The 21,655-nt window shown below is 62.6% G+C and carries 30 protein-coding genes; 26 read left to right on the top strand and 4 right to left on the bottom strand.

Features of this window, described 5'->3' with window-relative positions; all coding sequences use genetic code 11:
* Window positions 1–245 precede the first annotated feature (245 nt).
* The 3 genes from tuf (at window position 246) to J2X98_RS03655 (ending at window position 3,042) form a co-directional block, all read left to right on the top strand.
* Window positions 246–1,436 (top strand): elongation factor Tu, encoded by a 1,191-nt coding sequence (tuf, locus tag J2X98_RS03665; RefSeq protein ID WP_018760460.1) that lies wholly within the window; start codon window positions 246–248, stop codon window positions 1,434–1,436.
* 124 nt (window positions 1,437–1,560) lie between these two features.
* Window positions 1,561–1,686, top strand: coding sequence for a hypothetical protein (locus J2X98_RS03660; RefSeq protein WP_256398176.1), 126 nt, complete (start codon window positions 1,561–1,563; stop codon window positions 1,684–1,686).
* A 105-nt stretch (window positions 1,687–1,791) separates the two neighbouring features.
* A complete protein-coding gene (locus tag J2X98_RS03655) occupies window positions 1,792–3,042 on the top strand; it encodes an Nramp family divalent metal transporter (RefSeq protein ID WP_307304351.1) in 1,251 nt (416 codons plus the stop codon).
* 6 nt (window positions 3,043–3,048) lie between these two features.
* Here the strand turns inward: J2X98_RS03655 and J2X98_RS03650 are convergent, their stop codons facing one another.
* A complete protein-coding gene (locus tag J2X98_RS03650; RefSeq protein WP_307304348.1) occupies window positions 3,049–4,485 on the bottom strand; it encodes a GH1 family beta-glucosidase in 1,437 nt (478 codons plus the stop codon).
* Window positions 4,486–4,880: 395 nt separating this feature from the next.
* Here J2X98_RS03650 and rpsJ point away from each other — a divergent pair, with 395 nt between their 5' ends.
* From rpsJ to map, 23 genes are all read left to right on the top strand, one after another.
* Window positions 4,881–5,189 (top strand): 30S ribosomal protein S10, encoded by a 309-nt coding sequence (gene rpsJ, locus J2X98_RS03645; protein ID WP_003803825.1) that lies wholly within the window; start codon window positions 4,881–4,883, stop codon window positions 5,187–5,189.
* A 17-nt stretch (window positions 5,190–5,206) separates the two neighbouring features.
* Window positions 5,207–5,857, top strand: a complete 651-nt coding sequence (gene rplC / locus J2X98_RS03640; protein ID WP_141942678.1) for a 50S ribosomal protein L3 — start codon at window positions 5,207–5,209, stop codon at window positions 5,855–5,857.
* Between the two features lie 4 nt (window positions 5,858–5,861).
* A complete protein-coding gene (rplD, locus tag J2X98_RS03635; RefSeq protein WP_141942676.1) occupies window positions 5,862–6,482 on the top strand; it encodes a 50S ribosomal protein L4 in 621 nt (206 codons plus the stop codon).
* Window positions 6,479–6,784, top strand: coding sequence for a 50S ribosomal protein L23 (rplW, locus tag J2X98_RS03630; RefSeq protein WP_011692807.1), 306 nt, complete (start codon window positions 6,479–6,481; stop codon window positions 6,782–6,784). Before rplD ends, rplW begins: the two co-directional genes overlap by 4 nt.
* A gap of 29 nt (window positions 6,785–6,813) precedes the next feature.
* Window positions 6,814–7,653, top strand: a complete 840-nt coding sequence (gene rplB, locus J2X98_RS03625; RefSeq protein ID WP_026264302.1) for a 50S ribosomal protein L2 — start codon at window positions 6,814–6,816, stop codon at window positions 7,651–7,653.
* A gap of 12 nt (window positions 7,654–7,665) precedes the next feature.
* Window positions 7,666–7,947: a 30S ribosomal protein S19 gene (rpsS, locus tag J2X98_RS03620; RefSeq protein WP_003803803.1), complete on the top strand. Its 282-nt coding sequence runs from the start codon at window positions 7,666–7,668 to the stop codon at window positions 7,945–7,947.
* A gap of 38 nt (window positions 7,948–7,985) precedes the next feature.
* A complete protein-coding gene (gene rplV / locus J2X98_RS03615; protein WP_009358304.1) occupies window positions 7,986–8,351 on the top strand; it encodes a 50S ribosomal protein L22 in 366 nt (121 codons plus the stop codon).
* A complete protein-coding gene (rpsC, locus tag J2X98_RS03610) occupies window positions 8,352–9,182 on the top strand; it encodes a 30S ribosomal protein S3 (protein WP_141942674.1) in 831 nt (276 codons plus the stop codon).
* A complete protein-coding gene (gene rplP / locus J2X98_RS03605; RefSeq protein ID WP_043454603.1) occupies window positions 9,183–9,599 on the top strand; it encodes a 50S ribosomal protein L16 in 417 nt (138 codons plus the stop codon).
* Between the two features lie 2 nt (window positions 9,600–9,601).
* Window positions 9,602–9,931, top strand: a complete 330-nt coding sequence (gene rpmC / locus J2X98_RS03600) for a 50S ribosomal protein L29 (RefSeq protein WP_018769136.1) — start codon at window positions 9,602–9,604, stop codon at window positions 9,929–9,931.
* Window positions 9,928–10,233: a 30S ribosomal protein S17 gene (rpsQ, locus tag J2X98_RS03595; protein ID WP_043454607.1), complete on the top strand. Its 306-nt coding sequence runs from the start codon at window positions 9,928–9,930 to the stop codon at window positions 10,231–10,233. The genes rpmC and rpsQ overlap by 4 nt, the downstream gene beginning before the upstream one ends.
* 687 nt (window positions 10,234–10,920) lie before the next feature.
* Entirely contained in the window at window positions 10,921–11,289 is a 369-nt protein-coding gene (rplN, locus tag J2X98_RS03590) for a 50S ribosomal protein L14 (protein WP_003803789.1), read from the top strand.
* A gap of 3 nt (window positions 11,290–11,292) precedes the next feature.
* Window positions 11,293–11,655 (top strand): 50S ribosomal protein L24, encoded by a 363-nt coding sequence (rplX, locus tag J2X98_RS03585; protein ID WP_043454610.1) that lies wholly within the window; start codon window positions 11,293–11,295, stop codon window positions 11,653–11,655.
* Window positions 11,655–12,236 (top strand): 50S ribosomal protein L5, encoded by a 582-nt coding sequence (rplE, locus tag J2X98_RS03580; protein WP_043454613.1) that lies wholly within the window; start codon window positions 11,655–11,657, stop codon window positions 12,234–12,236. Before rplX ends, rplE begins: the two co-directional genes overlap by 1 nt.
* 82 nt (window positions 12,237–12,318) lie before the next feature.
* Window positions 12,319–12,717, top strand: coding sequence for a 30S ribosomal protein S8 (rpsH, locus tag J2X98_RS03575; RefSeq protein ID WP_018769139.1), 399 nt, complete (start codon window positions 12,319–12,321; stop codon window positions 12,715–12,717).
* A gap of 18 nt (window positions 12,718–12,735) precedes the next feature.
* Window positions 12,736–13,272 carry a 50S ribosomal protein L6 gene (gene rplF / locus J2X98_RS03570; RefSeq protein WP_141942671.1) on the top strand — a complete coding sequence of 179 codons (537 nt, stop codon included), beginning with the start codon at window positions 12,736–12,738 and terminating at the stop codon, window positions 13,270–13,272.
* Between the two features lie 2 nt (window positions 13,273–13,274).
* The gene (rplR, locus tag J2X98_RS03565; RefSeq protein WP_141942669.1) at window positions 13,275–13,658 is read left to right on the top strand and encodes a 50S ribosomal protein L18; all 384 of its coding nucleotides are present in this window, start codon (window positions 13,275–13,277) and stop codon (window positions 13,656–13,658) included.
* Window positions 13,655–14,371 (top strand): 30S ribosomal protein S5, encoded by a 717-nt coding sequence (gene rpsE / locus J2X98_RS03560; protein WP_141942667.1) that lies wholly within the window; start codon window positions 13,655–13,657, stop codon window positions 14,369–14,371. Before rplR ends, rpsE begins: the two co-directional genes overlap by 4 nt.
* Before the next feature lie 2 nt (window positions 14,372–14,373).
* Window positions 14,374–14,580, top strand: coding sequence for a 50S ribosomal protein L30 (rpmD, locus tag J2X98_RS03555; RefSeq protein ID WP_009358731.1), 207 nt, complete (start codon window positions 14,374–14,376; stop codon window positions 14,578–14,580).
* Entirely contained in the window at window positions 14,581–15,066 is a 486-nt protein-coding gene (gene rplO / locus J2X98_RS03550; protein WP_013601817.1) for a 50S ribosomal protein L15, read from the top strand.
* Between the two features lie 210 nt (window positions 15,067–15,276).
* Window positions 15,277–16,587: a preprotein translocase subunit SecY gene (gene secY, locus J2X98_RS03545; protein WP_141942665.1), complete on the top strand. Its 1,311-nt coding sequence runs from the start codon at window positions 15,277–15,279 to the stop codon at window positions 16,585–16,587.
* A 5-nt stretch (window positions 16,588–16,592) separates the two neighbouring features.
* Window positions 16,593–17,162, top strand: coding sequence for an adenylate kinase (locus tag J2X98_RS03540; protein ID WP_307304861.1), 570 nt, complete (start codon window positions 16,593–16,595; stop codon window positions 17,160–17,162).
* Between the two features lie 74 nt (window positions 17,163–17,236).
* Window positions 17,237–18,064 (top strand): type I methionyl aminopeptidase, encoded by an 828-nt coding sequence (gene map, locus J2X98_RS03535; protein WP_307304333.1) that lies wholly within the window; start codon window positions 17,237–17,239, stop codon window positions 18,062–18,064.
* An 87-nt stretch (window positions 18,065–18,151) separates the two neighbouring features.
* Here map and J2X98_RS03530 read toward each other — a convergent pair whose 3' ends face one another.
* The 3 genes from J2X98_RS03530 to J2X98_RS03520 form a co-directional block, all read right to left on the bottom strand.
* Window positions 18,152–19,501: an ABC transporter substrate-binding protein gene (locus tag J2X98_RS03530; protein ID WP_141942659.1), complete on the bottom strand. Its 1,350-nt coding sequence runs from the start codon at window positions 19,499–19,501 to the stop codon at window positions 18,152–18,154.
* 73 nt (window positions 19,502–19,574) lie between these two features.
* The gene (locus tag J2X98_RS03525; protein ID WP_307304328.1) at window positions 19,575–20,495 is read right to left on the bottom strand and encodes a carbohydrate ABC transporter permease; all 921 of its coding nucleotides are present in this window, start codon (window positions 20,493–20,495) and stop codon (window positions 19,575–19,577) included.
* The gene (locus J2X98_RS03520; RefSeq protein ID WP_307304325.1) at window positions 20,492–21,451 is read right to left on the bottom strand and encodes a carbohydrate ABC transporter permease; all 960 of its coding nucleotides are present in this window, start codon (window positions 21,449–21,451) and stop codon (window positions 20,492–20,494) included. The genes J2X98_RS03525 and J2X98_RS03520 overlap by 4 nt, the downstream gene beginning before the upstream one ends.
* Window positions 21,452–21,655 lie beyond the last annotated feature (204 nt).

Genomic DNA, 21,655 nt, shown 5'->3' with positions numbered 1-21,655 from the left:
CGGACTTCTCAAAGCAACAAACTCGGGTGCGCTTGCCGGCAACGGAAAGCACAGCCGGTGCAGGTGGCCGGCTACGGTCCAGACCGGATTCCGGCCATCTGCACGAACAGGCTCTAGGGACTAGTATTAGTTCCTGAATCTGCAATTTCACCAATCCAAAGCCCCCCAAGTAGACTTACCTGAGTTTCTGCCGCGACAAGAGCGGCAGGAGGGTATGTCATTTGAAAACGTTCTAGGAGGAACCTGTGGCAAAGGCAAAGTTCGAGCGGACTAAGCCGCACGTCAACATCGGCACCATTGGTCACGTTGACCACGGTAAGACGACGCTGACGGCCGCCATTTCCAAGGTGCTGTACGACAAGTACCCGACTCTCAACGAGAAGCGTGACTTCGCGTCGATCGACTCTGCACCCGAAGAGCGTCAGCGCGGTATTACCATCAACATCTCCCACGTGGAGTACCAGACCGAGAAGCGTCACTACGCACACGTTGACGCCCCCGGCCACGCTGACTACATCAAGAACATGATCACCGGTGCTGCCCAGATGGACGGCGCAATCCTCGTGGTTGCTGCTACCGACGGCCCGATGGCTCAGACCCGTGAGCACGTTCTGCTCGCCCGCCAGGTTGGTGTTCCCTACCTGCTGGTCGCTCTGAACAAGGCTGACATGGTTGACGATGAGGAACTGCTGGACCTCGTCGAAATGGAAGTTCGTGAGCTCCTGAGCTCGCAGGGCTTCGATGGCGACAACGCTCCGGTTGTCCGCGTTTCCGGCCTCAAGGCCCTGGAAGGCGACCCGGAGTGGGTCAAGTCCGTTGAGGACCTGATGGCTGCTGTCGACGAGTCTGTTCCGGACCCCGTACGTGACCGTGACAAGCCGTTCCTGATGCCGATCGAGGACGTCTTCACCATCACCGGCCGTGGCACCGTTGTTACGGGCCGCGCCGAGCGTGGAACCCTCGCCATCAACTCTGAGGTCGAGATCGTTGGTATCCGCCCGGTCCAGAAGACCACGGTTACTGGTATCGAGATGTTCCACAAGCAGCTCGACGAAGCATGGGCCGGCGAGAACTGTGGCCTCCTGCTCCGTGGTCTGAAGCGCGACGATGTCGAGCGTGGCCAGGTTGTCGTCAAGCCGGGTTCCATCACCCCGCACACCGACTTCGAGGCCAACGTCTACATCCTCTCCAAGGACGAAGGCGGACGTCACAACCCGTTCTACTCCAACTACCGCCCGCAGTTCTATTTCCGTACCACGGACGTAACCGGCGTTATCACCCTGCCCGAGGGCACGGAAATGGTTATGCCCGGCGACAACACTGAGATGACCGTTGCGCTCATCCAGCCCATCGCTATGGAAGAGGGCCTCGGCTTCGCAATCCGCGAAGGCGGCCGCACCGTTGGTTCGGGACGCGTTACCAAGATCATCAAGTAGTCCTTGTTGATCAAGGTTCTGCCGGGCCACGGCCCACGCTGAATCCACAGGAAAGCCCCGCTGCTTCGAGCAGCGGGGCTTTCTTTTTGCCCTGATACTGTTGCAGCACCGAAAGGAGCTCATTATGGGATGGCTGATATTCCTCATTATCGCGGTTGCCGTCGTGGCCGGGGTGTTCTGGGTCAGACGAAACTTCCGCCACGAGATCGACCGTGCCAAGCGGATCAACCGGGCAAACAAGAACCAGTAGCTGCAGCCGGCGCCCCGGTACAGGTGTGCCTTATTCCTACTTTTCGGTAGACCTAAATTCGCGGTATCCTCGTCTTAGTAACGCCCCCAACGACGAGGACACCTGATGGCTGTTCCAACCATGACGGCGAAACCCGCCACCAAGAAGGCCTGGTCACGCCTCCTGCTGCTTGGGCCGGCGTTCGTGGCAGCTATCGCCTACGTGGACCCGGGAAATGTCGCGGCGAACCTGACCGCAGGAGCGAACTTCGGATACCTGCTGGTGTGGGTCCTGGTGGGCGCCAATGCCATGGCCGTACTGATCCAGTACCAGTCCGCCAAGTTGGGACTTGCCACCGGGATGAGCCTGCCGGAGATCCTGGGCAGGCGACTGGGAACCAAGCGCCGCCGCGCCTACTGGCTGCAGGCCGAGGTGGTTGCCGGAGCCACCGACATGGCCGAGGTCATCGGCGGGGCCGTGGCGCTCAACCTGCTGTTCGGCCTGCCCCTGCTGGCTGGCGGCGTCGTGATTGGAGTGGCCTCCATGGTGCTCCTGACGCTGCAGTCGCGCCGCAGCCAAAGGTCTTTTGAGCTCGCTATCCTGACCCTTCTGGGCGTGATCGCCGTGGGCTTCGTCTCGGGCCTGTTCGTAGCTCCGCCGGACGTCGGCGGCGCCCTGGCCGGACTCGTCCCCCGCTTCGAGGGATCCGACACCGTCTTGCTTGCAGCGAGCATGCTTGGAGCCACCGTCATGCCACACGCCATCTACCTGCACTCCGCCCTCGCGCGTGACCGGCACGGATTTTCCAGCGACCCCCGGGTAAGGACCCGACTAATCCGCGCTACGCGCGTTGATGTCGCAGGCGCCCTGGTGCTTGCCGGCGTCGTGAACGTCGCGATGCTGCTGTTGGCTGCCACCAGCCTCCGGGGCGTGGAGGGGACCGATACTATCGCCGGTGCGCACGCAGCTGTCACGTCGGCACTCGGGCCGGTTATCGGCGTCGTCTTCGCTGTAGGTCTCCTGGCTTCAGGGCTGGCATCCACGTCGGTGGGATGCTACGCCGGGGCCACCATCATGGGCGGCCTGCTGAAGACGAGGATCCCGCTGATGGTCCGCCGCACCGTCACGCTGGTTCCGGCGCTGGTGGTCCTGGGTGCCGGCGTCGAGCCCACACTGGCGTTGGTCCTCAGCCAGGTTCTCCTGAGTTTTGGTATCCCGTTCGCCCTCATTCCGCTGATCCGCCTCACGGGCAGCCGGGAAGTGATGGGGATTCACGCCGACTCCAAGCCGCTGCGGATTGCCGGCTGGACAAGTGCCACCCTGATCGTGGGCCTGAACTGCGTCCTGATCTTCCTCACGCTGATGGGCCGCGGCTGACGGGGGCTAGCCCTGCCGCTTGCTGCGCGCGCGGGACAGCGCCTGGTACCAGTAGAAGGACCTCTTCGGAGTTCGCTGCAGCGAATCGAAGTCCACGTGGACCAGGCCGAAACGCTGCGAATAGCCTGCGGCCCACTCAAAGTTGTCCATGAGCGTCCACACGTAATAGCCGCGCAGGTCCACGCCTTCCGCGTTGCCGCCGGGGGCAGTGGCCTCAAGCGCTGCGCCAAGGTGCGTCGCGAGATAGTCCACGCGCTCCGAATCTTCGAGCGTCCCGGAAACGCGGTCTGGTTCCGGGAAGCTCGCGCCGCCCTCGGTGATATACACCGGGGGAAGGGCCTGCCCGTAGCGGTCCCGCAATTCCTGGAGCACGATGCCCAGGTGCTCCGGTGCCACAGGCCAGCCGAACCCCGTGCTGCCGAACTCCGGGTAGCCCACCTCATGGAAGGGCAGCTTGGCGAGTTCCTGGTGCATGTCGGCTGGCATCGGGGTGATGCCCGGTCCCAGGGCCACCTTGACGGGGAAGTAGTAGTTGAGTCCGTAGAAGTCCAGGGGCTGGTGGATCGTCTTGAGATCCGCATCGGAGATTTTTCCAATGGAGCGCAGCCAGGGCCTGGCGTACAACGGCAACGAGGGGTACCGGCCCAGCAGGACGGGGTCGGCATAGACCCTGTTCATCAGCAGGTCGTAGAGGTGGGCAACGAGCCGGTCACCGACCTTCCGGCTGGCGGGCCTGACGGGGGAGTGGAGGTTGGTGATGCCCACGCCGCCGGCTACGCCCGCTGCCCGCAGCGCCTGCACTCCGAGCCCGTGTGCCAGGAGCTGGTGGTGGACGGCGGGAAGTGCATTGAACATCAACCGGCGGCCCGGGGCATGCACGCCCAGTGCATATCCGTTCAGGGTGACCGAGACGGGTTCGTTGAGGGTGACCCATTGGGCCACGCGGTCCCCGAACCGCTCCCCGGCGGCACTGGCGTACTCGCCAAACCGTTTGGCCGTATCACGGTTCAGCCAGCCGCCGCGATGCTCGAGCGGCAAGGGGGTGTCCCAGTGGTAGAGGGTTGCCATGGGAGAGATGCCGGCGTCAAGGAGCTGGTCAATCAGGCGGTCGTAGAAGTCCAGGCCTTCCGTGTTGAAGCTGCCCTGCCCGTCCGGCTGGATCCGTGGCCACGACAGGGAGAACCGGTAGGAATCGACCCCCAGCTCCTTGAGCAGGGCTACGTCCTCCGGCAGCCTGTTGTAATGGTCGCAGGCCACGGCGGGGGAGTGCCCGTCCATGATCGTGCCGGGTTTCTCCGCGAACGCATCCCATCCCGAGGGGCCGCGGCCCCCTGCTTTGACTCCGCCTTCGATCTGGAACGCCGCAGCAGCGACGCCAAGGGTGAACGACGGCGGCACGCGCCCGGCCAGTTCCGTCACCGATTCAGTGCCTTCCAGGGTCATGCCCCTATCATCCAGCCCGTTCCTGCCCACGGCAATGGCCGCAGGAGGGTGGTGCTGGAGCCGATTCGCATCTGCTGTGGTTTTCCGGCATACTAGATGAGTTGTTCAAGCGCTTCTTCGCGTCCCGATCCGGATAATGCCGGGTGCAGGGTCCAAGTTGAAGACCAAACATAACCCACCCCAATGGATTTGCGGATTTGTATGCGTGTTCAGCGCGACACGCCCGACCGCGGGGGTCGGTTGCGCCGGCAGGTTGAGGAACCCGGATTTATCCGGATTCAGCTTGTGCGGCGGATGGTGGTTACGACCTCAAATGCTTCGGCAGCCATACAACGAGAAAGTGAACAGGGCAGCCCTAAACCGGGGAAGCACAGACTGAAAGAGAGTCAGGCGACATGGCGGGACAAAAAATCCGCATCCGGCTGAAGTCATACGACCACGAGGTCATTGACGTTTCAGCACGGAAGATCGTTGAGACGGTCACGCGCGCAGGCGCAACGGTAGTTGGCCCCGTGCCGCTGCCCACGGAGAAGAACGTGTACTGCGTAATCCGCTCTCCGCACAAGTACAAGGACAGCCGCGAGCACTTTGAAATGCGCACGCACAAGCGTCTTATCGACATCATCGATCCCACGCCGAAGGCTGTTGACTCGCTCATGCGTCTCGACCTGCCGGCTGACGTGAACATCGAAATCAAGCTGTAGGGAGGTGCTGAGAAACTATGACCGCAACCCGTAACGTAAAGGGCCTGCTGGGCACGAAGCTCGGCATGACCCAGGTCTGGGACGAGAACAACAAGCTCATCCCCGTCACTGTGGTCCAGGCAGACTCGAACGTCATCACCCAGCTGCGCAACGCAGAAGTTGATGGTTACGTCGCCGTTCAGATCGGCTACGGCCAGATCGATCCCCGCAAGGTCACCAAGCCGCTGGCTGGTCACTTTGAGAAGGCAGGCGTCACGCCTCGCCGCCACGTCGTCGAACTCCGTACCGCAGATGCTGCCGAGTACGAGCTGGGCCAGGAGCTCTCCGTAGAGCTCTTCGAAGCCGGCCAGAAGATCGACGTCATCGGCACCACCAAGGGTAAGGGCTTCGCCGGTGTTATGAAGCGTCACGGCTTCCACGGCGTTGGTGCTTCCCACGGTGCCCACAAGAACCACCGTAAGCCCGGTTCAATCGGTGGCGCATCCACCCCGAGCCGCGTCTTCAAGGGCATGAGAATGGCCGGCCGCATGGGCGCCGTTCGTCACACCACGCTGAACCTCACCGTTCACGCGGTTGACGTCGAGAAGTCGCTGCTCCTGATCAAGGGTGCCGTTCCCGGTGCCCGCGGCCAGGTCGTCTTCGTACGTACCGCCGTGAAGGGAGCCTAGTTCAATGGCTAACACTGTCCAGGTTGACCTGCCTGCAGAGATCTTCGACGTTCAGACCAACGTGCCGCTGCTGCACCAGGTTGTCGTTGCCCAGCTCGCTGCTGCCCGCCAGGGAACCCACAAGACCAAGACCCGCGCTGAAGTTTCCGGTGCAGGACGCAAGCCGTTCAAGCAGAAGGGCACCGGCCGCGCCCGTCAGGGTTCCGTCCGCGCTCCGCACATGACCGGCGGTGGCATTGTCCACGGTCCCACCCCGCGTGACTACAGCCAGCGGACCCCCAAGAAGATGATTGCTGCTGCACTCCGCGGCGCACTGTCTGACCGGGCCCGCAACGGTCGTATCCACGTTGTCTCCGAGCTGGTTGCGGGCGACAAGCCGTCCTCCAAGACCGCTCTGGCGACGCTTCGCGGTGTCTCCGACCGCAAGAACCTGCTGGTCGTCATCGAGCGCGATAACGACGTTGCTGCACTCTCCGTGCGCAACCTCGCCGGCGTTCACGTTCTGTACGCAGACCAGCTGAACACCTACGACGTTCTCGTCTCTGATGACGTTGTCTTCACCAAGGCTGCCTACGACGCATTCGTTGCCGCTAAGGCAGCAAAGAACGAGGAGGATGCCAAGTGAGTGCAGCCACCATCAAGGATCCCCGCGACGTCGTGCTTGCACCCGTCGTATCGGAAAAGAGCTACGGCCTGATCGACGAGGGCAAGTACACCTTCCTGGTGGACCCCCGTTCGAACAAGACCGAGATCAAGCTGGCCGTGGAGAAGATCTTCTCCGTCAAGGTCGAATCGATCAACACCATCAACCGTGCCGGTAAGCGCAAGCGCACCAAATTCGGATGGGGTACCCGCAAGAACACCAAGCGTGCGATTGTCACCCTCAAAGAAGGCACCATCGACATCTTCGGCGGTCCGCTCGCGTAGCGGAGACCACTTTAACGAGGAAATAAATTATGGGAATCCGTAAGTACAAGCCGACTACCCCGGGCCGTCGTGGCTCGAGCGTAGCGGACTTTATCGAAATCACGCGGTCGACGCCGGAAAAGTCGTTGGTACGTCCGCTGCCCAAGAAGGGCGGCCGTAACAACACCGGTAAGATCACCACCCGTCACAAGGGTGGTGGACACAAGCGCCAGTACCGTCTGATCGACTTCCGTCGCCACGACAAGGACGGCGTCAACGCCCGCGTTGCCGAAATCGAGTACGATCCGAACCGCACGGCTCGCATCGCCCTCCTGCACTACGTTGATGGCACCAAGCGTTACATCATCGCTCCCAACAAGCTCTCCCAGGGTGACGTTGTTGAAGCAGGTGCCGGTGCTGACATCAAGCCCGGTAACAACCTGCCGCTGCTCAACATCCCGGTGGGTACTGTCATCCACGCAGTTGAACTGCGTCCCGGTGGCGGCGCCAAGATGGGCCGCTCCGCCGGCGCATCGATCCAGCTTGTTGCCAAGGAAGGCCGCTTCGCCCAGCTGCGTCTGCCTTCCGGCGAAATCCGCAACGTTGACGTGCGCTGCCGCGCAACCGTCGGCGAGGTCGGCAACGCCGAGCAGTCGAACATCAACTGGGGCAAGGCCGGCCGTATGCGGTGGAAGGGCGTCCGCCCGACCGTCCGTGGTGTCGCCATGAACCCGGTTGACCACCCGCACGGTGGTGGTGAAGGTAAGACTTCCGGTGGTCGTAACCCCGTGAACCCGAACGGTAAGCGTGAAGGCCGCACCCGCCGCCCCAACAAAGAGAGCGACAAGCTTATTGTTCGTCGCCGTCGTACTGGCAAGAACAAGCGATAGGAGCCTGGACACATGCCACGCAGCCTGAAAAAAGGTCCTTTCGTTGACCAGCACCTCTTTGTGAAGGTAGCCAGGGAAAACGAAAAGGGCACCAAGAACGTCATCAAGACCTGGTCCCGCCGTTCGATGATCATCCCCGACATGCTCGGACACACGATCGCCGTACACGACGGACGCAAGCACATCCCGGTGTTTGTCACTGAGTCGATGGTCGGGCACAAGCTCGGCGAATTCGCTCCCACGCGGACATTCCGCGGCCATGTCAAGGACGACCGTAAGGGCAAGCGCCGCTAGGCGCCTGCGTTTACGTCAAAGACGAGAGAAGGAAAGCAATGGAAGCCAAGGCAATTGCGCGCCACATCCGCGTAACGCCTATGAAGGCCCGGCGCGTCGTCAACCTTGTTCGTGGATTGCAAGCGAATGAGGCTCTGGCAATTCTGAAGTTTGCCCCGCAGGCAGCTTCGGAGCCGGTATTCAAGGTAGTTCAGTCGGCAATCTCCAACGCCCGGGTCCTCGCGGACCGTGATGGCGTTGCGTTTGACGAAGGCGACCTCATCATCAGCGAAGCGTTTGTTGATGAAGGCCCGACCATGAAGCGGTTCCAGCCGCGTGCCCAGGGTCGTGCATTTCAGATCAAGAAGCGCACCAGCCACATCACCGTGGTAGTCGCTACCCCGGAGAAAGAGGAGGCTCGCTAAGTGGGACAGAAAGTAAACCCGCACGGGTTCCGACTCGGCATCACCACCGATCACGTATCGCACTGGTTCGCTGACAGCACCAAGGCCGGGCAGCGGTACAAGGACTTCGTTCGCGAAGACATCCGCATCCGCCAGCTCATGTCCACGGGCATGGAGCGCGCCGGCATCGCCAAGGTCGAGATCGAGCGCACCCGTGACCGCGTCCGCGTGGACATCCACACGGCACGTCCCGGCATCGTCATCGGCCGCCGTGGAGCAGAAGCAGACCGCATCCGCGGCGAGCTCGAAAAGCTCACCGGCAAGCAGGTTCAGCTGAACATCCTCGAGGTCAAGAACCCCGAGATGGAAGCCCAGCTTGTTGCCCAGGGCGTTGCAGAGCAGCTGACTTCCCGCGTGGCATTCCGCCGTGCGATGAAGAAGGCCATGCAGTCCGCACAGCGTGCAGGTGCCAAGGGCATCCGTATCGCCTGCTCGGGCCGCCTGGGTGGCGCTGAAATGTCCCGCTCGGAGTTCTACCGCGAAGGCCGTGTGCCCCTGCACACCCTCCGCGCGAACATCGACTACGGCTTCTACGAAGCCAAGACCACCTTCGGCCGCATCGGTGTGAAGGTCTGGATCTACAAGGGTGACGTCACCGCCAAGGAACTGGCCGCACAGGCTGCTGCCGCACCGTCCCGCGGTGGCCGTGGCGAGCGTCCCGGCCGCCCGGGTGGCGCTGACCGCGGTGACCGCCGCCGTCGCAACGACCGTCCGGCCGCTGAAGCAGCTCCTGCTGCCGAAGCACCGGCAGTTGAAGCAGCACCTGCTGCTGCAGAAGGAGGACAGGCTTAAATGCTTATCCCACGTCGAGTAAAGCACCGTAAGCAGCACCACCCGGGTCGTTCCGGCGCTGCTACGGGCGGCACCCAGGTCTCCTTCGGTGAGTACGGCATCCAGGCACTGAGCCCGGCATACGTCACCAACCGTCAGATCGAGTCCGCTCGTATCGCCATGACCCGCCACATCAAGCGTGGCGGTAAGGTCTGGATCAACATCTACCCGGACCGTCCGCTGACCAAGAAGCCGGCCGAAACCCGCATGGGTTCCGGTAAGGGTTCACCGGAATGGTGGGTCGCCAACGTCAAGCCGGGCCGGGTTCTCTTCGAACTCTCCGGTGTCAATGAAGAGGTAGCTCGCGAGGCCCTGCGCCTGGCAATCCACAAGCTGCCGTTGAAGGCACGCATCGTGCGTCGCGAGGGTGGTGAATAGAAATGGCAGTAGGATCCAAGGATCTGGCTCCCGCACAGCTGGACGGTTTCGACAACGAGCGTCTCGTTGAAGAACTCCGCAAGGCCAAGGAAGAGCTGTTCAACCTGCGTTTCCAGTCCGCCACCGGACAGCTGGAGAACCACGGTCGCCTGCGCGCGGTAAAGAAGGACATCGCACGCATCTACACCGTTCTCCGCGAACGCGAGCTGGGCATTCGTGCCGAGGTTGCCGCACCGGTTGTGGAAGCCAAGGAAGAGAAGAAGTCCAAGAAGGCTTCAACCAAGAAGGCCGACAAGGCTGAAAAGGCTGAGACCGAGGAGGACGCCAAGTGAGTGAAAAGGACCAGAACGTGACCGAAACTGCTACCGAAGCCAAGGCTGGGCAGCGCGGTTACCGCAAGACCCGTCGCGGTTACGTGGTCTCCGACAAGATGGAAAAGACCATCGTTGTCGAGGTTGAAGACCGCGTGAAGCACGCACTGTACGGCAAGGTCATCCGCCGCACCTCCAAGGTCAAGGCACACGACGAAGAGAACACCGCCGGCATCGGCGACCTCGTAGTCATCGCCGAGACCCGTCCGCTGTCCGCCACGAAGAACTGGCGGCTCGTGGAAATCCTCGAGAAGGCCAAGTAGCACCTGCTGCTTAGCTTGTGGCCCCTGCTCCCTTCACGGGAGCGGGGGCTTCCTCGTTTAACCGGTCCGTCCCACCTCCTCCACGCCCCGTCACCTCCTGCCCCGTTTAGACGAACGCCCCATCAGGTTCGGCGCAGCTTTCTTGAACGCCCCATCACCTACCGGAAGGGCCGGCTGGCAGGTGATGGGGCGTTGGTGGTTTTGGTGCAGGAGGTGATGGGCCGTTGGTGGTTTTCGTGCAGGAGGTGATGGCGCGTCCTGGGAGCGGTCGACGGCGGGTGGCCCGGATTGTGGGGGAGCGGCACCCCTGGCGGGGCGAAAGACCGCCTTGGCTGCCGCCGTCGTCCGTCCAATCCCGACGCCGTCTTGCGGGCAGGGGAGCGTGCTTGCGGGGCGGGGGACGGTGGTGATATGGGGACTGGCCGAAACCGTGCTAGGCTATTGAGTTTGTATGGCGCCTTTCGCGCGCCATCATCAACCTCGTAAACAAGCGTGCCACAGCATAGTGCCCCTGTGCGCCCGGGATCCGTCCCGGACCGGATGGGAGCAACTGCTTCTGGCACGGGCGTTTAGGCCTGGCCTGGCAAAATCCAGGCAGGTCAAGAGACACCCCGATCAACCGTTCCGCAAGGCTCATTCCGTAGCAAGACCACGGCCTGAGAACCGGCGCGACGCAAGGAGTAAATAGTGATTCAGCAGGAGTCGCGACTGAAGGTCGCCGACAACACGGGTGCTAAGGAAATCCTTACCATTCGCGTTCTCGGTGGATCCGGCCGTCGCTACGCAGGCATCGGTGACGTCATTGTCGCCACCGTCAAGGATGCAATCCCGGGCGGCAACGTAAAGAAGGGCGATGTGGTCAAGGCCGTCATCGTCCGTACCAAGAAGGAACGCCGCCGTGCGGACGGTTCCTACATCAAGTTTGACGAGAACGCAGCTGTGATCCTGAAGAACGACGGTGACCCCCGCGGTACCCGTATCTTCGGACCGGTTGGTCGTGAACTGCGTGACAAGAAGTTCATGAAGATCGTTTCTCTGGCTCCGGAGGTGCTCTAGTCCATGGCTGCAAAGATCAAGAAGGGTGACCTGGTTCAGGTCATCACTGGCGCCAAGGCTGAGCGCGGCGGCGACCGCGGCAAGCAGGGCAAGGTTCTGCGCGTTTTCACCGACACCAACCGCGTGCTGGTTGAGGGCATCAACCGCGTCACCAAGCACACCCGGGTTGGACAGTCGCAGCGCGGCACCAAGACCGGCGGCATCGAGGTCGTAGAGGCCCCGATCCACATTTCCAACGTGGCCCTGGTTGACCCGTCGACCAAGAAGCCGACCCGCGTGGGCTTCCGCCTCGACACCGTGGAGAAGAACGGCGTCAAGAAGACCGTCCGTATCCGCGTGTCCAAGAGCACCGGGAAGGACATCTAATGACTGAGACCATCGAGACTCCGGCAACGAAGATCGTTCCCCGTCTGAAGACCAAGTACGCCGAAACCATCAAGGGCCAGCTCCAGGATGAGTTCAAGTACGCCAACGTGAACCAGGTTCCCCGTCTGGTCAAGGTTGTTGTGAACATGGGTGTTGGAGATGCCGCCAAGGACTCCAAGCTGATCGACGGCGCTGTCCGCGACCTCACTCAGATCACCGGCCAGAAGCCGCAGGTTACCAAGGCCCGCAAGTCGATCGCACAGTTCAAGCTGCGCGAAGGCATGCCCATCGGTGCACACGCAACCCTGCGTGGCGACCGCATGTGGGAATTTGTGGACCGCCTGGTCACCCTGGCACTGCCCCGTATCCGCGACTTCCGCGGCCTGAGCGGCAAGCAGTTCGATGGCAACGGCAACTACACCTTCGGTCTGACCGAGCAGGTTATGTTCCACGAAATCGACCAGGACAAGATCGACCGCGTCCGCGGTATGGACATCACGGTTGTGACCACCGCCAAGACCGACGACGAAGGCCGCGCGCTGCTCAAGGCGCTTGGTTTCCCGTTCAAAACCGAAGCTTAATTAACTACGTAAAAGGTCCGGCCGCTCCGCTCCGCAAAGGACGGGACGGCGGAAACCGTTACGAGGAAGGGCATGAGCCCACATGACAATGACAGATCCTGTCGCAGATATGCTTACGCGCCTGCGTAACGCAAACTCGGCATACCACGACTCCGTGTCTATGCCTTACAGCAAGCTCAAGGCACGCGTTGCCGACATCCTCAAGGCCGAAGGTTTCATCGCCGGCTGGAAGGAAGAGGACGCTGAGGTTGGCAAGAAGCTGACCCTCGAACTCAAGTTCGGTCCGAACCGCGAGCGTTCCATCGCCGGCGTACGCCGCATCTCCAAGCCGGGTCTCCGCGTTTACGCGAAGTCCACCAACCTGCCGCACGTCCTGGGTGGCCTGGGTATCGCAATCCTGTCCACCTCTTCCGGCCTCCTGACTGACAAGCAGGCCGGCAAGAAGGGCGTGGGCGGCGAAGTCCTCGCGTACGTCTGGTAACGGGAAAGGAAGAGAATAATGTCACGTATTGGACGTCTCCCCATCACCGTTCCTGCCGGCGTTGAGGTCAAGGTTGACGGCTCTGTCGTCAGCGTCAAGGGTTCCAAGGGCGAGCTGACCCACACTGTGGCCAGCCCCATCGAGGTTGCCCTGGAAGACAACACCCTGACCGTTACCCGCCCGAACGACGAGCGCGCCTCGCGTTCGCTCCACGGCCTGACCCGCACCCTGATCGCCAACATGATCCAGGGCGTCACCGCAGGCTACGAGAAGAAGCTTGAAATCGTCGGTACCGGTTACCGCGTTCAGGCCAAGGGTTCTGACCTTGAGTTCGCTCTTGGCTACAGCCACCCGGTCAACGTTTCGGCTCCGGCCGGCATCACCTTTGCAGTAGAGGGACCGACCAAGCTCTCTGTCTCAGGTATCAATAAGCAGCAGGTCGGCGAAGTTGCTGCCAACATTCGTAAGCTGCGGAAGCCGGACCCCTATAAGGGCAAGGGCATCCGTTACGCCGGCGAAGTCATCCGCCGCAAGGTCGGAAAGGCTGGTAAGTAACCATGGCCATCTCCATTAACAAGAAGCGTACGAACAAGAGCAAGGCTGCTGGTCGCAGCCGCCGCCAGCTTCGTATCCGCAAGCGCATCTCCGGTACTGCTGCCCGCCCCCGTCTGGTGGTCAACCGTTCCGCACGCCACGTATTTGTCCAGGTTGTCGACGACACCATTGGCCAGACCGTAGCAAGTGCGTCCACTCTGGAAGCCGACCTCCGTGCATTCGAAGGTGACAAGACTGCCAAGGCCAAGCGCGTTGGCGAGCTCGTTGCCGAACGTGCCAAGGCTGCCGGCGTCGAGGCTGTCGTGTTCGACCGTGGTGGTAACAAGTACCACGGCCGGATCGCCGCCGTCGCCGACGGTGCACGCGAAGGTGGGCTGTCACTGTGACCGAAGCAAACAAGGAAAAGGACACTGTGTCTGCAGATCAGAAGGCCCCCGAGGCCGCAGCTGCTGAGACCACTGCCCCCGCTGCCGAGGACCGCCGTGGTGGCGCCCGTCGCGGCGAGCGTGGCGACCGCGGCCAGGGCCGTGGCGACCGCGGTGGCCGTGGCGGCCGCGACGGTGGCCGTGAAGCCGAGAAGAACCAGTTCGTAGAGCGCGTTGTCACCATCAACCGCGTTTCCAAGGTCGTCAAGGGTGGTCGTCGCTTCAGCTTCACCGCACTGGTCGTCGTTGGTGACGGTAACGGCATGGTCGGCGTGGGCTACGGCAAGGCCAAGGAAGTTCCCGCTGCTATCGCCAAGGGCGTTGAAGAGGCCAAGAAGTCCTTCTTCCGCGTTCCCCGCGTTGGCAACACCATCCCTCACCGCGTTCAGGGTGAAGCCGCTGCCGGCGTCGTAATGCTGCGTCCGGCTTCCGCCGGTACCGGTGTTATCGCCGGTGGTCCGGTCCGTGCAGTACTGGAGTGCGTGGGCATCCACGACATCCTCTCCAAGTCGCTCGGCTCTTCCAACGCCATCAACATCGTGCACGCGACCGTTGACGCCCTGAAGCGCCTCGAAGAGCCGGCATCCGTGGCAGCACGCCGCGGCCTGCCGCTGGACGAGGTTGCCCCCCAGGCACTGGTGAAGGCTCTCCTCGCCCCGAAGGCAGGTGTCTAGTCATGGCTAAGAACCTGGTCCCCTCCGACGCTCAGTTGGAGATCACTCAGATCAAGTCCGCCATTGGCGGCAAGCAGAACCAGCGCGACACCCTGCGGTCCCTCGGCCTGAAGCGGATCGGACACACCGTTGTCCGCACCGCCGACGCCGTGACCGTTGGAATGCTCAACACGGTTCCGCACCTGGTAAAGGTAGAGGAGGCGAAGTAAATGGCAGAGAACACTGCTGATAAGGCACAGGCTGCTGAGAAGCAGAACGCCCTGAAGGTTCACCACCTGCGTCCCGCTCCGGGTGCCAAGACCGCCAAGACCCGTGTTGGTCGTGGTGAGGCATCCAAGGGTAAGACCGCCGGCCGTGGTACCAAGGGTACGGCTGCCCGCTACCAGGTGAAGGCTGGCTTTGCTGGCGGCCAGCTGCCGCTGCACATGCGCCTGCCCAAGCTGCGTGGCTTCAAGAACCCGTTCCGGGTCGAGTTCCAGGTTGTGAACCTGGACAAGCTCAACGAGCTGTTCCCGGAAGGTGGCGCAGTCACCGTGGAGAACCTGGTCGAAAAGGGTGCCGTTCGCAAGAACCAGCCCGTTAAGGTGCTGGGCACCGGCGACATCACCGTCAAGGTTGACGTCACCGCCCATGCATTCTCGGCCAGCGCCGCTGAAAAGATTGCTGCAGCAGGCGGAAGCACCACCGCCCTGTAAAGGACGGCGCCAGCTGTTGAACTCCCGGTATCCGCGGGCTTCGGCCCCGGATACCGGGAGTTTTCCATATCCGCCGGGCGAGTTTTTCCCGCCATCCGGCGCACACCCGCCGCTGCGGATTGTTCGCAGGGCGTATCCAACCGTTAGACTCGGTTGTCGGGATTTATCACAATCCGACACCCCACCCTTATTGACACCACAGGAGGACGCTTGCTTAGCGCATTTGGCCGGGCCTTTCGCACGCCTGATCTGCGACGCAAGTTGTTGTTCACGCTGGGAATCATCACCATCTTTCGCTTGGGTGCTTTCATTCCCTCGCCAGGTGTGAACTACCAGAATGTCCAGCAATGCTTGCACAATGGTCAGACGGCCGGCGGGCTGTACCAGCTCGTCAACCTCTTCAGCGGCGGCGCGTTGCTCCAGGTGTCCATCTTCGCCCTGGGCATCATGCCTTACATCACGGCGAGCATCATCGTCCAGCTCCTCCGGGTGGTCATTCCCCGGTTCCAGGAGCTCTATGACGAGGGCGCGTCGGGCCAGTCCAAGCTGACCCAGTACACCCGCTACCTCACCATCGCCCTGGGCCTGCTGAACGCCACCACCCTGGTGTCCCTGGCCCGCTCCGGGCAGTTGCTCCCCGGCTGCCAGCTGCCGATCATCCCGGACAGCAGCATCATCACCACCATCCTGATCATCATCACCTTGACGGCGGGCACCGGCCTGATCATGTGGATGGGCGAGCTCGTCACCGAGAAGGGCGTGGGCAACGGCATGTCGCTGCTCATCTTCACGTCCATCGCCGCCCAGTTCCCCACCTCGCTGGGTGCCATCTGGACCGCGCAGGGTCCCGGAACCTTCTTCATCGTGCTGGCCGTGGGCCTGCTGACGGTGGCCCTGGTGGTCTTCGTCGAACAGTCCCAGCGGCGCATTCCGGTGCAGTATGCAAAGAGGATGATCGGCCGCCGCACCGTGGGTGGAACCAGCACCTACATCCCCATCAAGGTGAACATGGCCGGTGTCATTCCGGTGATCTTCGCTTCCTCCATGCTCTACATTCCCGGGCTGATTGCACAGTTCAACCAGCCCCGGAACGGCGAGCCAATGCAACCGTGGGTTGAATGGATCAACAACAACCTGACCCGCGGTGACCACCCGCCGTACATGGTGGTCTACTTCCTCCTGATTGTGTTCTTCACCTACTTCTACGTCGCGATCACCTTCAACCCTGAAGAGGTCTCGGACAACATGAAGAAGTACGGCGGCTTCATTCCAGGTATCCGCGCCGGCCGGCCGACCGCGGACTACCTGCAGTACGTGCTTTCACGGATCACGCTGCCCGGCGCCCTCTACCTGGGTTTCGTGGCACTGATTCCGCTGGTGGCACTGGTACTGATCAACGCAAACCAGAACTTCCCGTTCGGTGGCACCTCGATCCTGATCATGGTGGGCGTTGGATTGGAGACCGTAAAGCAGATTGATGCGCAGCTACAACAACGTCACTACGAAGGGCTTTTGCGATGACGAGAATGCTGATTATTGGACCTCCCGGTTCCGGAAAAGGAACGCAGGCGGAGCGGATTTCAGAACGCCTCGGCGTTGTGGCCATCTCCACCGGCGACATCTTCCGTGCGAACGTGAAGGGCGAAACCCCGCTCGGCCTCGAGGCCAAGAAGTACATGGACAACGGTGACTTCGTTCCGGACAGCGTGACCAACAAGATGGTCCGCGACCGCCTGGGCGAGACCGACGTCGAAAACGGCTTCCTGCTGGACGGCTACCCGCGCACCACTGCGCAGGTGGACTACCTTGACGAGATCCTCGCCGACGGCGACGAGAAGCTCGACGTGGTCCTCCAGCTCACCGCCGACGACGAGGAACTGGTGCACCGCCTCCTGGGCCGGGCCAAGGAAACGGGCCGGAGCGACGACAACGAAGCCGTCATCCGCCACCGCCTGGATCTGTACCACCAGCAGACCGAAGCCGTGGTGGCGAAGTACGCCGAGCGTGGCATCCTCACCCGGGTTGACGGGATCGGTCCCATCGACGAAGTAACCAACCGAGTGATGCAGGCCATCAAGGCCGCACAGGCAGCCTGATATCTAAGGCGCCCGGTTTATCGAGGCTCCTCCCGGCATCCGGGGGGAGCCTCAGCCATTTGAAAGGAAACACCATGGCCTTCGGCCAGCCCCGGATCGAATTCAAGAACAACGCCCAAATGCGCACCATGCACGAGGCGGGCCTGGTCCTCAGCCGCGCGCTGGACGCCGCCGTTGCCGCGGCGGTGCCGGGCGTTACCACCAAGCACCTGGACGACGTCTTCGCCGCCGTCCTGAACGAGGCAGGTGCCAAGTCCAATTTCCTGGGCTACCACGGCTTCCCGGCCACCATCTGCACGTCCGTCAACGAGGAAGTCGTGCACGGCATCCCGGGCGCCCGGGTGCTCCAGGACGGCGACATCATCTCGATCGACGGCGGCGCGATCGTGGACGGCTGGCACTCAGACTCCGCACGCACGGCGATTGTGGGGACGGCCGATCCCGAGGACCAGCGGCTGTCCGACGTCACCCAGGCTGCAATGTGGCGGGGGATCGCCGCACTGGCCACCGGAAAGCACGTGGGCGACATTGGTGCGGCCATTGACGACTACGTCTCCTCCGTCCCCGGCAAGCCGCTGGGCATCCTGGAGGACTACGTGGGCCACGGCATCGGCTCCGAGATGCACATGGCGCCGGATGTCCTGAACTACCGCACCAGCCACCGCGGCCCCAAGATCAAGCCGGGCCTGTGCCTTGCCATTGAACCCATGCTGGTCCGTGGCGGCATCGAAACCGCAGTCCTGGAGGATGACTGGACCGTGGTCACCACCGACGGCAAGCGATCCTGCCAGTGGGAGCACTCGGTGGCAGTGCACGAGAAGGGCATTTGGGTGCTGTCAGCGCCCGACGGCGGCGCGGAGCACCTGGTGCCGCTCGGCGTCACCCCGGTGCCGATCCCGTAGGCGCTGCGCACCCTCGCCTGGCGCACGGAAAAGCCCTGGCGACCCCTGTATCCGGGGGGCGCCAGGGCTTTTGCGTGTCGACTGCGCCTAGGCCTTCAGCTTCGGCTTTACGTCGTGGTCGTAGATGCCCTGCAGGGTGCTCTTGAGGTCCGTCATGGTGGACTTGACGTCGCCCTGCTGGGTGAGGATCTTGGCGGCGGCCTTGGCCATCTCCTGGTCCGCGCCCGGCAGGAATACGCGTGCGTTGTCCTGGACCTTGGTGACGGCGAGCTGGTCAACTGCCGTCTTGATCTGCGGTGTCTTGGCCAGGACGGCCGACATGTCCGCCGACTTGCGGATGGGCATGTAACCCGTGGCGGCGGAGAACTCGACGGTGCTCTCGGGCTGGGTGACGAAGTCCAGGAACATCCCGGCTGCGAGCTGTTCCTCTTTGGTGATCCCGCTGGGGATGCCCAGGCCTGCGCCACCAGTGGGGCAGACGTTGGTTGTGGCTTTGGGGCCGCCCGGCAGGAAACCGACACCGACGTTGAACTTGGCCGACTTTAGGATCCCCAGCAGCGAGCCGGTGGAGGCAATGGTGGCTGAGGTCAGCCCGGCGGAGAAATCGTCCGCTGCTTCCTTGGAGGACACTCCCGCCCACTTGTCCTTGTAGATCGAGTCCTGGGCCCACTGCAGTGCGGCCACTGATTCGGGGGAGTCACAGGTGATGTCCCAGTCCTTGGACCAGCCGCCGCCCCAGCCCCACAGCATGTTCTGCAGGGTCCAGCCCGCATAGCCTGCCAGGGCCGGGTAGATGTAGGCGTACTGGGCGCCGGAGCTGGCCTTCAGCTTGGGGGCCCACTGGCCGAACTCATCCCAGGTCTTGGGTGCGCGGTCCGGTATGCCGGCAGCGGCAAAGTGGTCCTTGTTGTAGTAGAACAGCGGCGTGGAACGGCCGTAGGGGAGTGCCCAGTGCTTTCCGTCGTACTTGTAGTCATCCACCAGGGACTGCTGGAAGTCGTCCATTTTCATGTTCAGCTGCTTGGTGAGGCTGTCCACCGGGATGATGCTGCCGTTGGTGTAGTAGCGGAACCACCACACGTCCGAGAGGACCACGACGCCCGGGAGGCCGGACTTGGCAGCCTGCGCCGTCTGGAACTTCTGGGCGATTTCCTCGTAGTTGGCGCCGGCCGTCACCAGGTTGACCGTGATGCCGGGGTTCTTTGCCTGGAACTTCTCGATCAGGCTCTTCTCCACGTCCTGCGACTGGCCGGGGTGGCTGGACCAGAAGTCGATCTTGGCCGCAGGCTTCACGCCGCTGAAGTCGATGTCGGCAGCCTGGGTGGTTGCCTGGCCGCCGCCGGTGGTTGAGGGTCCGCCGCATGCGGCCAGGGCAGCGGCGGAGGCGGTCAGCCCTGCCAGGCCCAGGAAATGCCTCCGGTCCAGATGAAGTGTCATGACAGTTCCTTTCGGTTGTTGCCTTTGGAAGTTTGGAATTCGAGGGTGTGAAAGTACGACGGCGGCCGGCTGCTTAGCCGGTCACGCTGCCCTGGGTGAGGCCCGCCACGATGTAGCGCTGCAGGGCCGCGAAGATGATCAGGATGGGGACGATGACCAGGACCGCGCCGGCCATGAGGACACCCCAGCCGGCGGCGTTGCTCTCGCTGTTCTGGAGGAGGGTCAGGCCCACCGGCAACGTCATGGTTTCCGGCCGGTCCGTGATGATCAGTGGCCAGATGTAGTCATTCCATTCGGTCACGATCGTCACCAGCGCCACCGTGGCGATGGACGGCACCGAGACGGGGACCACGATCTGCCACAGCCGGCGCCAGTGGCCGGCACCGTCCATCTCGGCCGACTCCAGGATGGAATTGGGCAGGGTCCGGAAGTGCTGGCGCAGCAGGAAGGTGCCGAAGGCCGTGCCTAGGCCGGGCAAAATGATGCCCCACAAAGTGTTCTTTCCACCGATCCCCGCGATCAGGATGAAGTTGGGCAGGATGGAAACCTGCGGGGGCACCATGAGGGCCACCAGGATCAGCACGAAGATAAAGTTCCGGAACGGGAAGCGGACAAACACCAGGGCATACGCGGTCAGGATTGCCAGGATGACTTTGATGGTGGCCCCGGCCAGGGTGACGATGGTGCTGTTCAGGAAGAACTGCGCAAACGGGACCGTGGTCATGGCGGTCCGGTAGTTGTCCAGGTTCAGGCTCTCCGGCAGGATCTTCAGGTCTGTGGTGACGATCTCGCCGGACTGCTTGAAGGAGCTGAGCACCATCCACAGCAGGGGCAGGAACACCACCAGCGTCGCGATGAGCAGGGGCAGGTAGCCGCCCACGATTGTCTGGATGAGGTTGCGGCGCGACAACGGCCGGTCGCGGCCGAGGTCCGGGGCGGGTCCGGGAACGGCAGGAGCAGCGGGGTCCGGGTCCACCGGAGACAGGGAGGTCACGAGTAGTGCACCTTTCGTTCCACAAACCGCAGCTGGAGCACGGTGATTACCAGGAGGATGGCGAACAGGACCACGGAAATGGCTGCCGAGTAGCCGGCCCTGTTGTAGGCGCCGAAGGCCTGGAGGTAGGCCTCGTAGATCAGCGTGCTGGTGCCTGTGCCCAGCGGAGTCATGATCCGGATCAGGTCGAAGGCCTGCAGGGAGCTGAGCATGGTGGTGATCAGCAGGAAGAACGTGGTGGGGGACAGCAACGGCAGCGAGATCGCCATGAAGCGGCGGAAACCGTTGGCGCCGTCAAGGGAGGCAGCTTCCATGACTTCCTTGGGAAGGGACTGCAGCCCAGCCAGGTACACCACGGCGCAGTAGCCCAGGTTCTTCCATACGTAGACCAGGATCACCATGACCAGGGAGAGCTGGGGATCGTTGATCCACTGCGGGCTTTGCTGCCCTAAGCCCCGCAGCAGCCAGGCAAGGACCCCATAGCCGGGGTCGAAGATGAACAGCCAGACCAGGCCCACGCCGACTCCGGAGAGCACATAGGGGGCAAAGACGGCGGAGCGGGCGAAGGTGGTGCCGCGGACTTTCGCATTCAGTGCCAGCGCGACCAGCAGGCCCAGCACCATGGAGCCGCCCACGGTAACCAGCGTGAAGACCGCCGTGGTACCCAGGACCTTGGGCGCATCGCTGCTGCTGAAGAAGGTCACGTAGTTGTCCAGGCCCACCACCGTGGCGGTGGGGGAGCCCAGGGTCCAGTCCAGGGTCGAGTAATACATGTTGCTCAACAGCGGACGGTAGGTGAAGACGGCGATCAGCACCAGGTTGGGCAGCGCCATGGCAAGGAAAACGAAGAAGTCGCGACGGCTCCGGGCGGTCCATCGCCTGCGGGGTATCTTGGCGGTACCGGCCCCCGGGTCAGCGGGCCTGGTGAAGGGTCGTGGGGAGAGTTGACGTGTCATGCGGATCTCTCACGGGTTTCGGAGCCAGCTGTGGCCGGTCTCGCGGGTAAGGGGAATCAAGCTATTACTTCACCACATTGTTGGTGGGCGAAACCCCTGGAAAAGCCCTTCTCCTCCAATAGTTAACAAAGGCTTCGTTGCCCATTAACCCTGTGTTGTTTGCAGTCTCGCATAAAGTTCGCCGATGCGGCAGGGGCACGCCAG

Origin of the sequence: Pseudarthrobacter enclensis, from assembly GCF_030811655.1 — a bacterium.
Taxonomy (GTDB): Bacteria; Actinomycetota; Actinomycetes; order Actinomycetales; family Micrococcaceae; genus Arthrobacter; species Arthrobacter enclensis_A.
This window is presented reverse-complemented; position numbering and strand designations above follow the sequence as displayed.

Coding starts and splice junctions, on each gene's coding strand:
- J2X98_RS03660 (WP_256398176.1), top strand. CDS start 1,561: ATGGGATGGCTGATATTCCTCATTATCGCGGTTGCCGTCGTGGCCGGG.
- J2X98_RS03655 (WP_307304351.1), top strand. CDS start 1,792: ATGGCTGTTCCAACCATGACGGCGAAACCCGCCACCAAGAAGGCCTGG.
- J2X98_RS03650 (WP_307304348.1), bottom strand. CDS start 4,485: ATGACCCTGGAAGGCACTGAATCGGTGACGGAACTGGCCGGGCGCGTG.
- rpsJ (WP_003803825.1), top strand. CDS start 4,881: ATGGCGGGACAAAAAATCCGCATCCGGCTGAAGTCATACGACCACGAG.
- rplC (WP_141942678.1), top strand. CDS start 5,207: ATGACCGCAACCCGTAACGTAAAGGGCCTGCTGGGCACGAAGCTCGGC.
- rplD (WP_141942676.1), top strand. CDS start 5,862: ATGGCTAACACTGTCCAGGTTGACCTGCCTGCAGAGATCTTCGACGTT.
- rplB (WP_026264302.1), top strand. CDS start 6,814: ATGGGAATCCGTAAGTACAAGCCGACTACCCCGGGCCGTCGTGGCTCG.
- rpsS (WP_003803803.1), top strand. CDS start 7,666: ATGCCACGCAGCCTGAAAAAAGGTCCTTTCGTTGACCAGCACCTCTTT.
- rplV (WP_009358304.1), top strand. CDS start 7,986: ATGGAAGCCAAGGCAATTGCGCGCCACATCCGCGTAACGCCTATGAAG.
- rplP (WP_043454603.1), top strand. CDS start 9,183: ATGCTTATCCCACGTCGAGTAAAGCACCGTAAGCAGCACCACCCGGGT.
- rpmC (WP_018769136.1), top strand. CDS start 9,602: ATGGCAGTAGGATCCAAGGATCTGGCTCCCGCACAGCTGGACGGTTTC.
- rplX (WP_043454610.1), top strand. CDS start 11,293: ATGGCTGCAAAGATCAAGAAGGGTGACCTGGTTCAGGTCATCACTGGC.
- rplE (WP_043454613.1), top strand. CDS start 11,655: ATGACTGAGACCATCGAGACTCCGGCAACGAAGATCGTTCCCCGTCTG.
- rpsH (WP_018769139.1), top strand. CDS start 12,319: ATGACAATGACAGATCCTGTCGCAGATATGCTTACGCGCCTGCGTAAC.
- rplF (WP_141942671.1), top strand. CDS start 12,736: ATGTCACGTATTGGACGTCTCCCCATCACCGTTCCTGCCGGCGTTGAG.
- rplR (WP_141942669.1), top strand. CDS start 13,275: ATGGCCATCTCCATTAACAAGAAGCGTACGAACAAGAGCAAGGCTGCT.
- rpmD (WP_009358731.1), top strand. CDS start 14,374: ATGGCTAAGAACCTGGTCCCCTCCGACGCTCAGTTGGAGATCACTCAG.
- rplO (WP_013601817.1), top strand. CDS start 14,581: ATGGCAGAGAACACTGCTGATAAGGCACAGGCTGCTGAGAAGCAGAAC.
- J2X98_RS03540 (WP_307304861.1), top strand. CDS start 16,593: ATGCTGATTATTGGACCTCCCGGTTCCGGAAAAGGAACGCAGGCGGAG.
- map (WP_307304333.1), top strand. CDS start 17,237: ATGGCCTTCGGCCAGCCCCGGATCGAATTCAAGAACAACGCCCAAATG.
- J2X98_RS03530 (WP_141942659.1), bottom strand. CDS start 19,501: ATGACACTTCATCTGGACCGGAGGCATTTCCTGGGCCTGGCAGGGCTG.
- J2X98_RS03520 (WP_307304325.1), bottom strand. CDS start 21,451: ATGACACGTCAACTCTCCCCACGACCCTTCACCAGGCCCGCTGACCCG.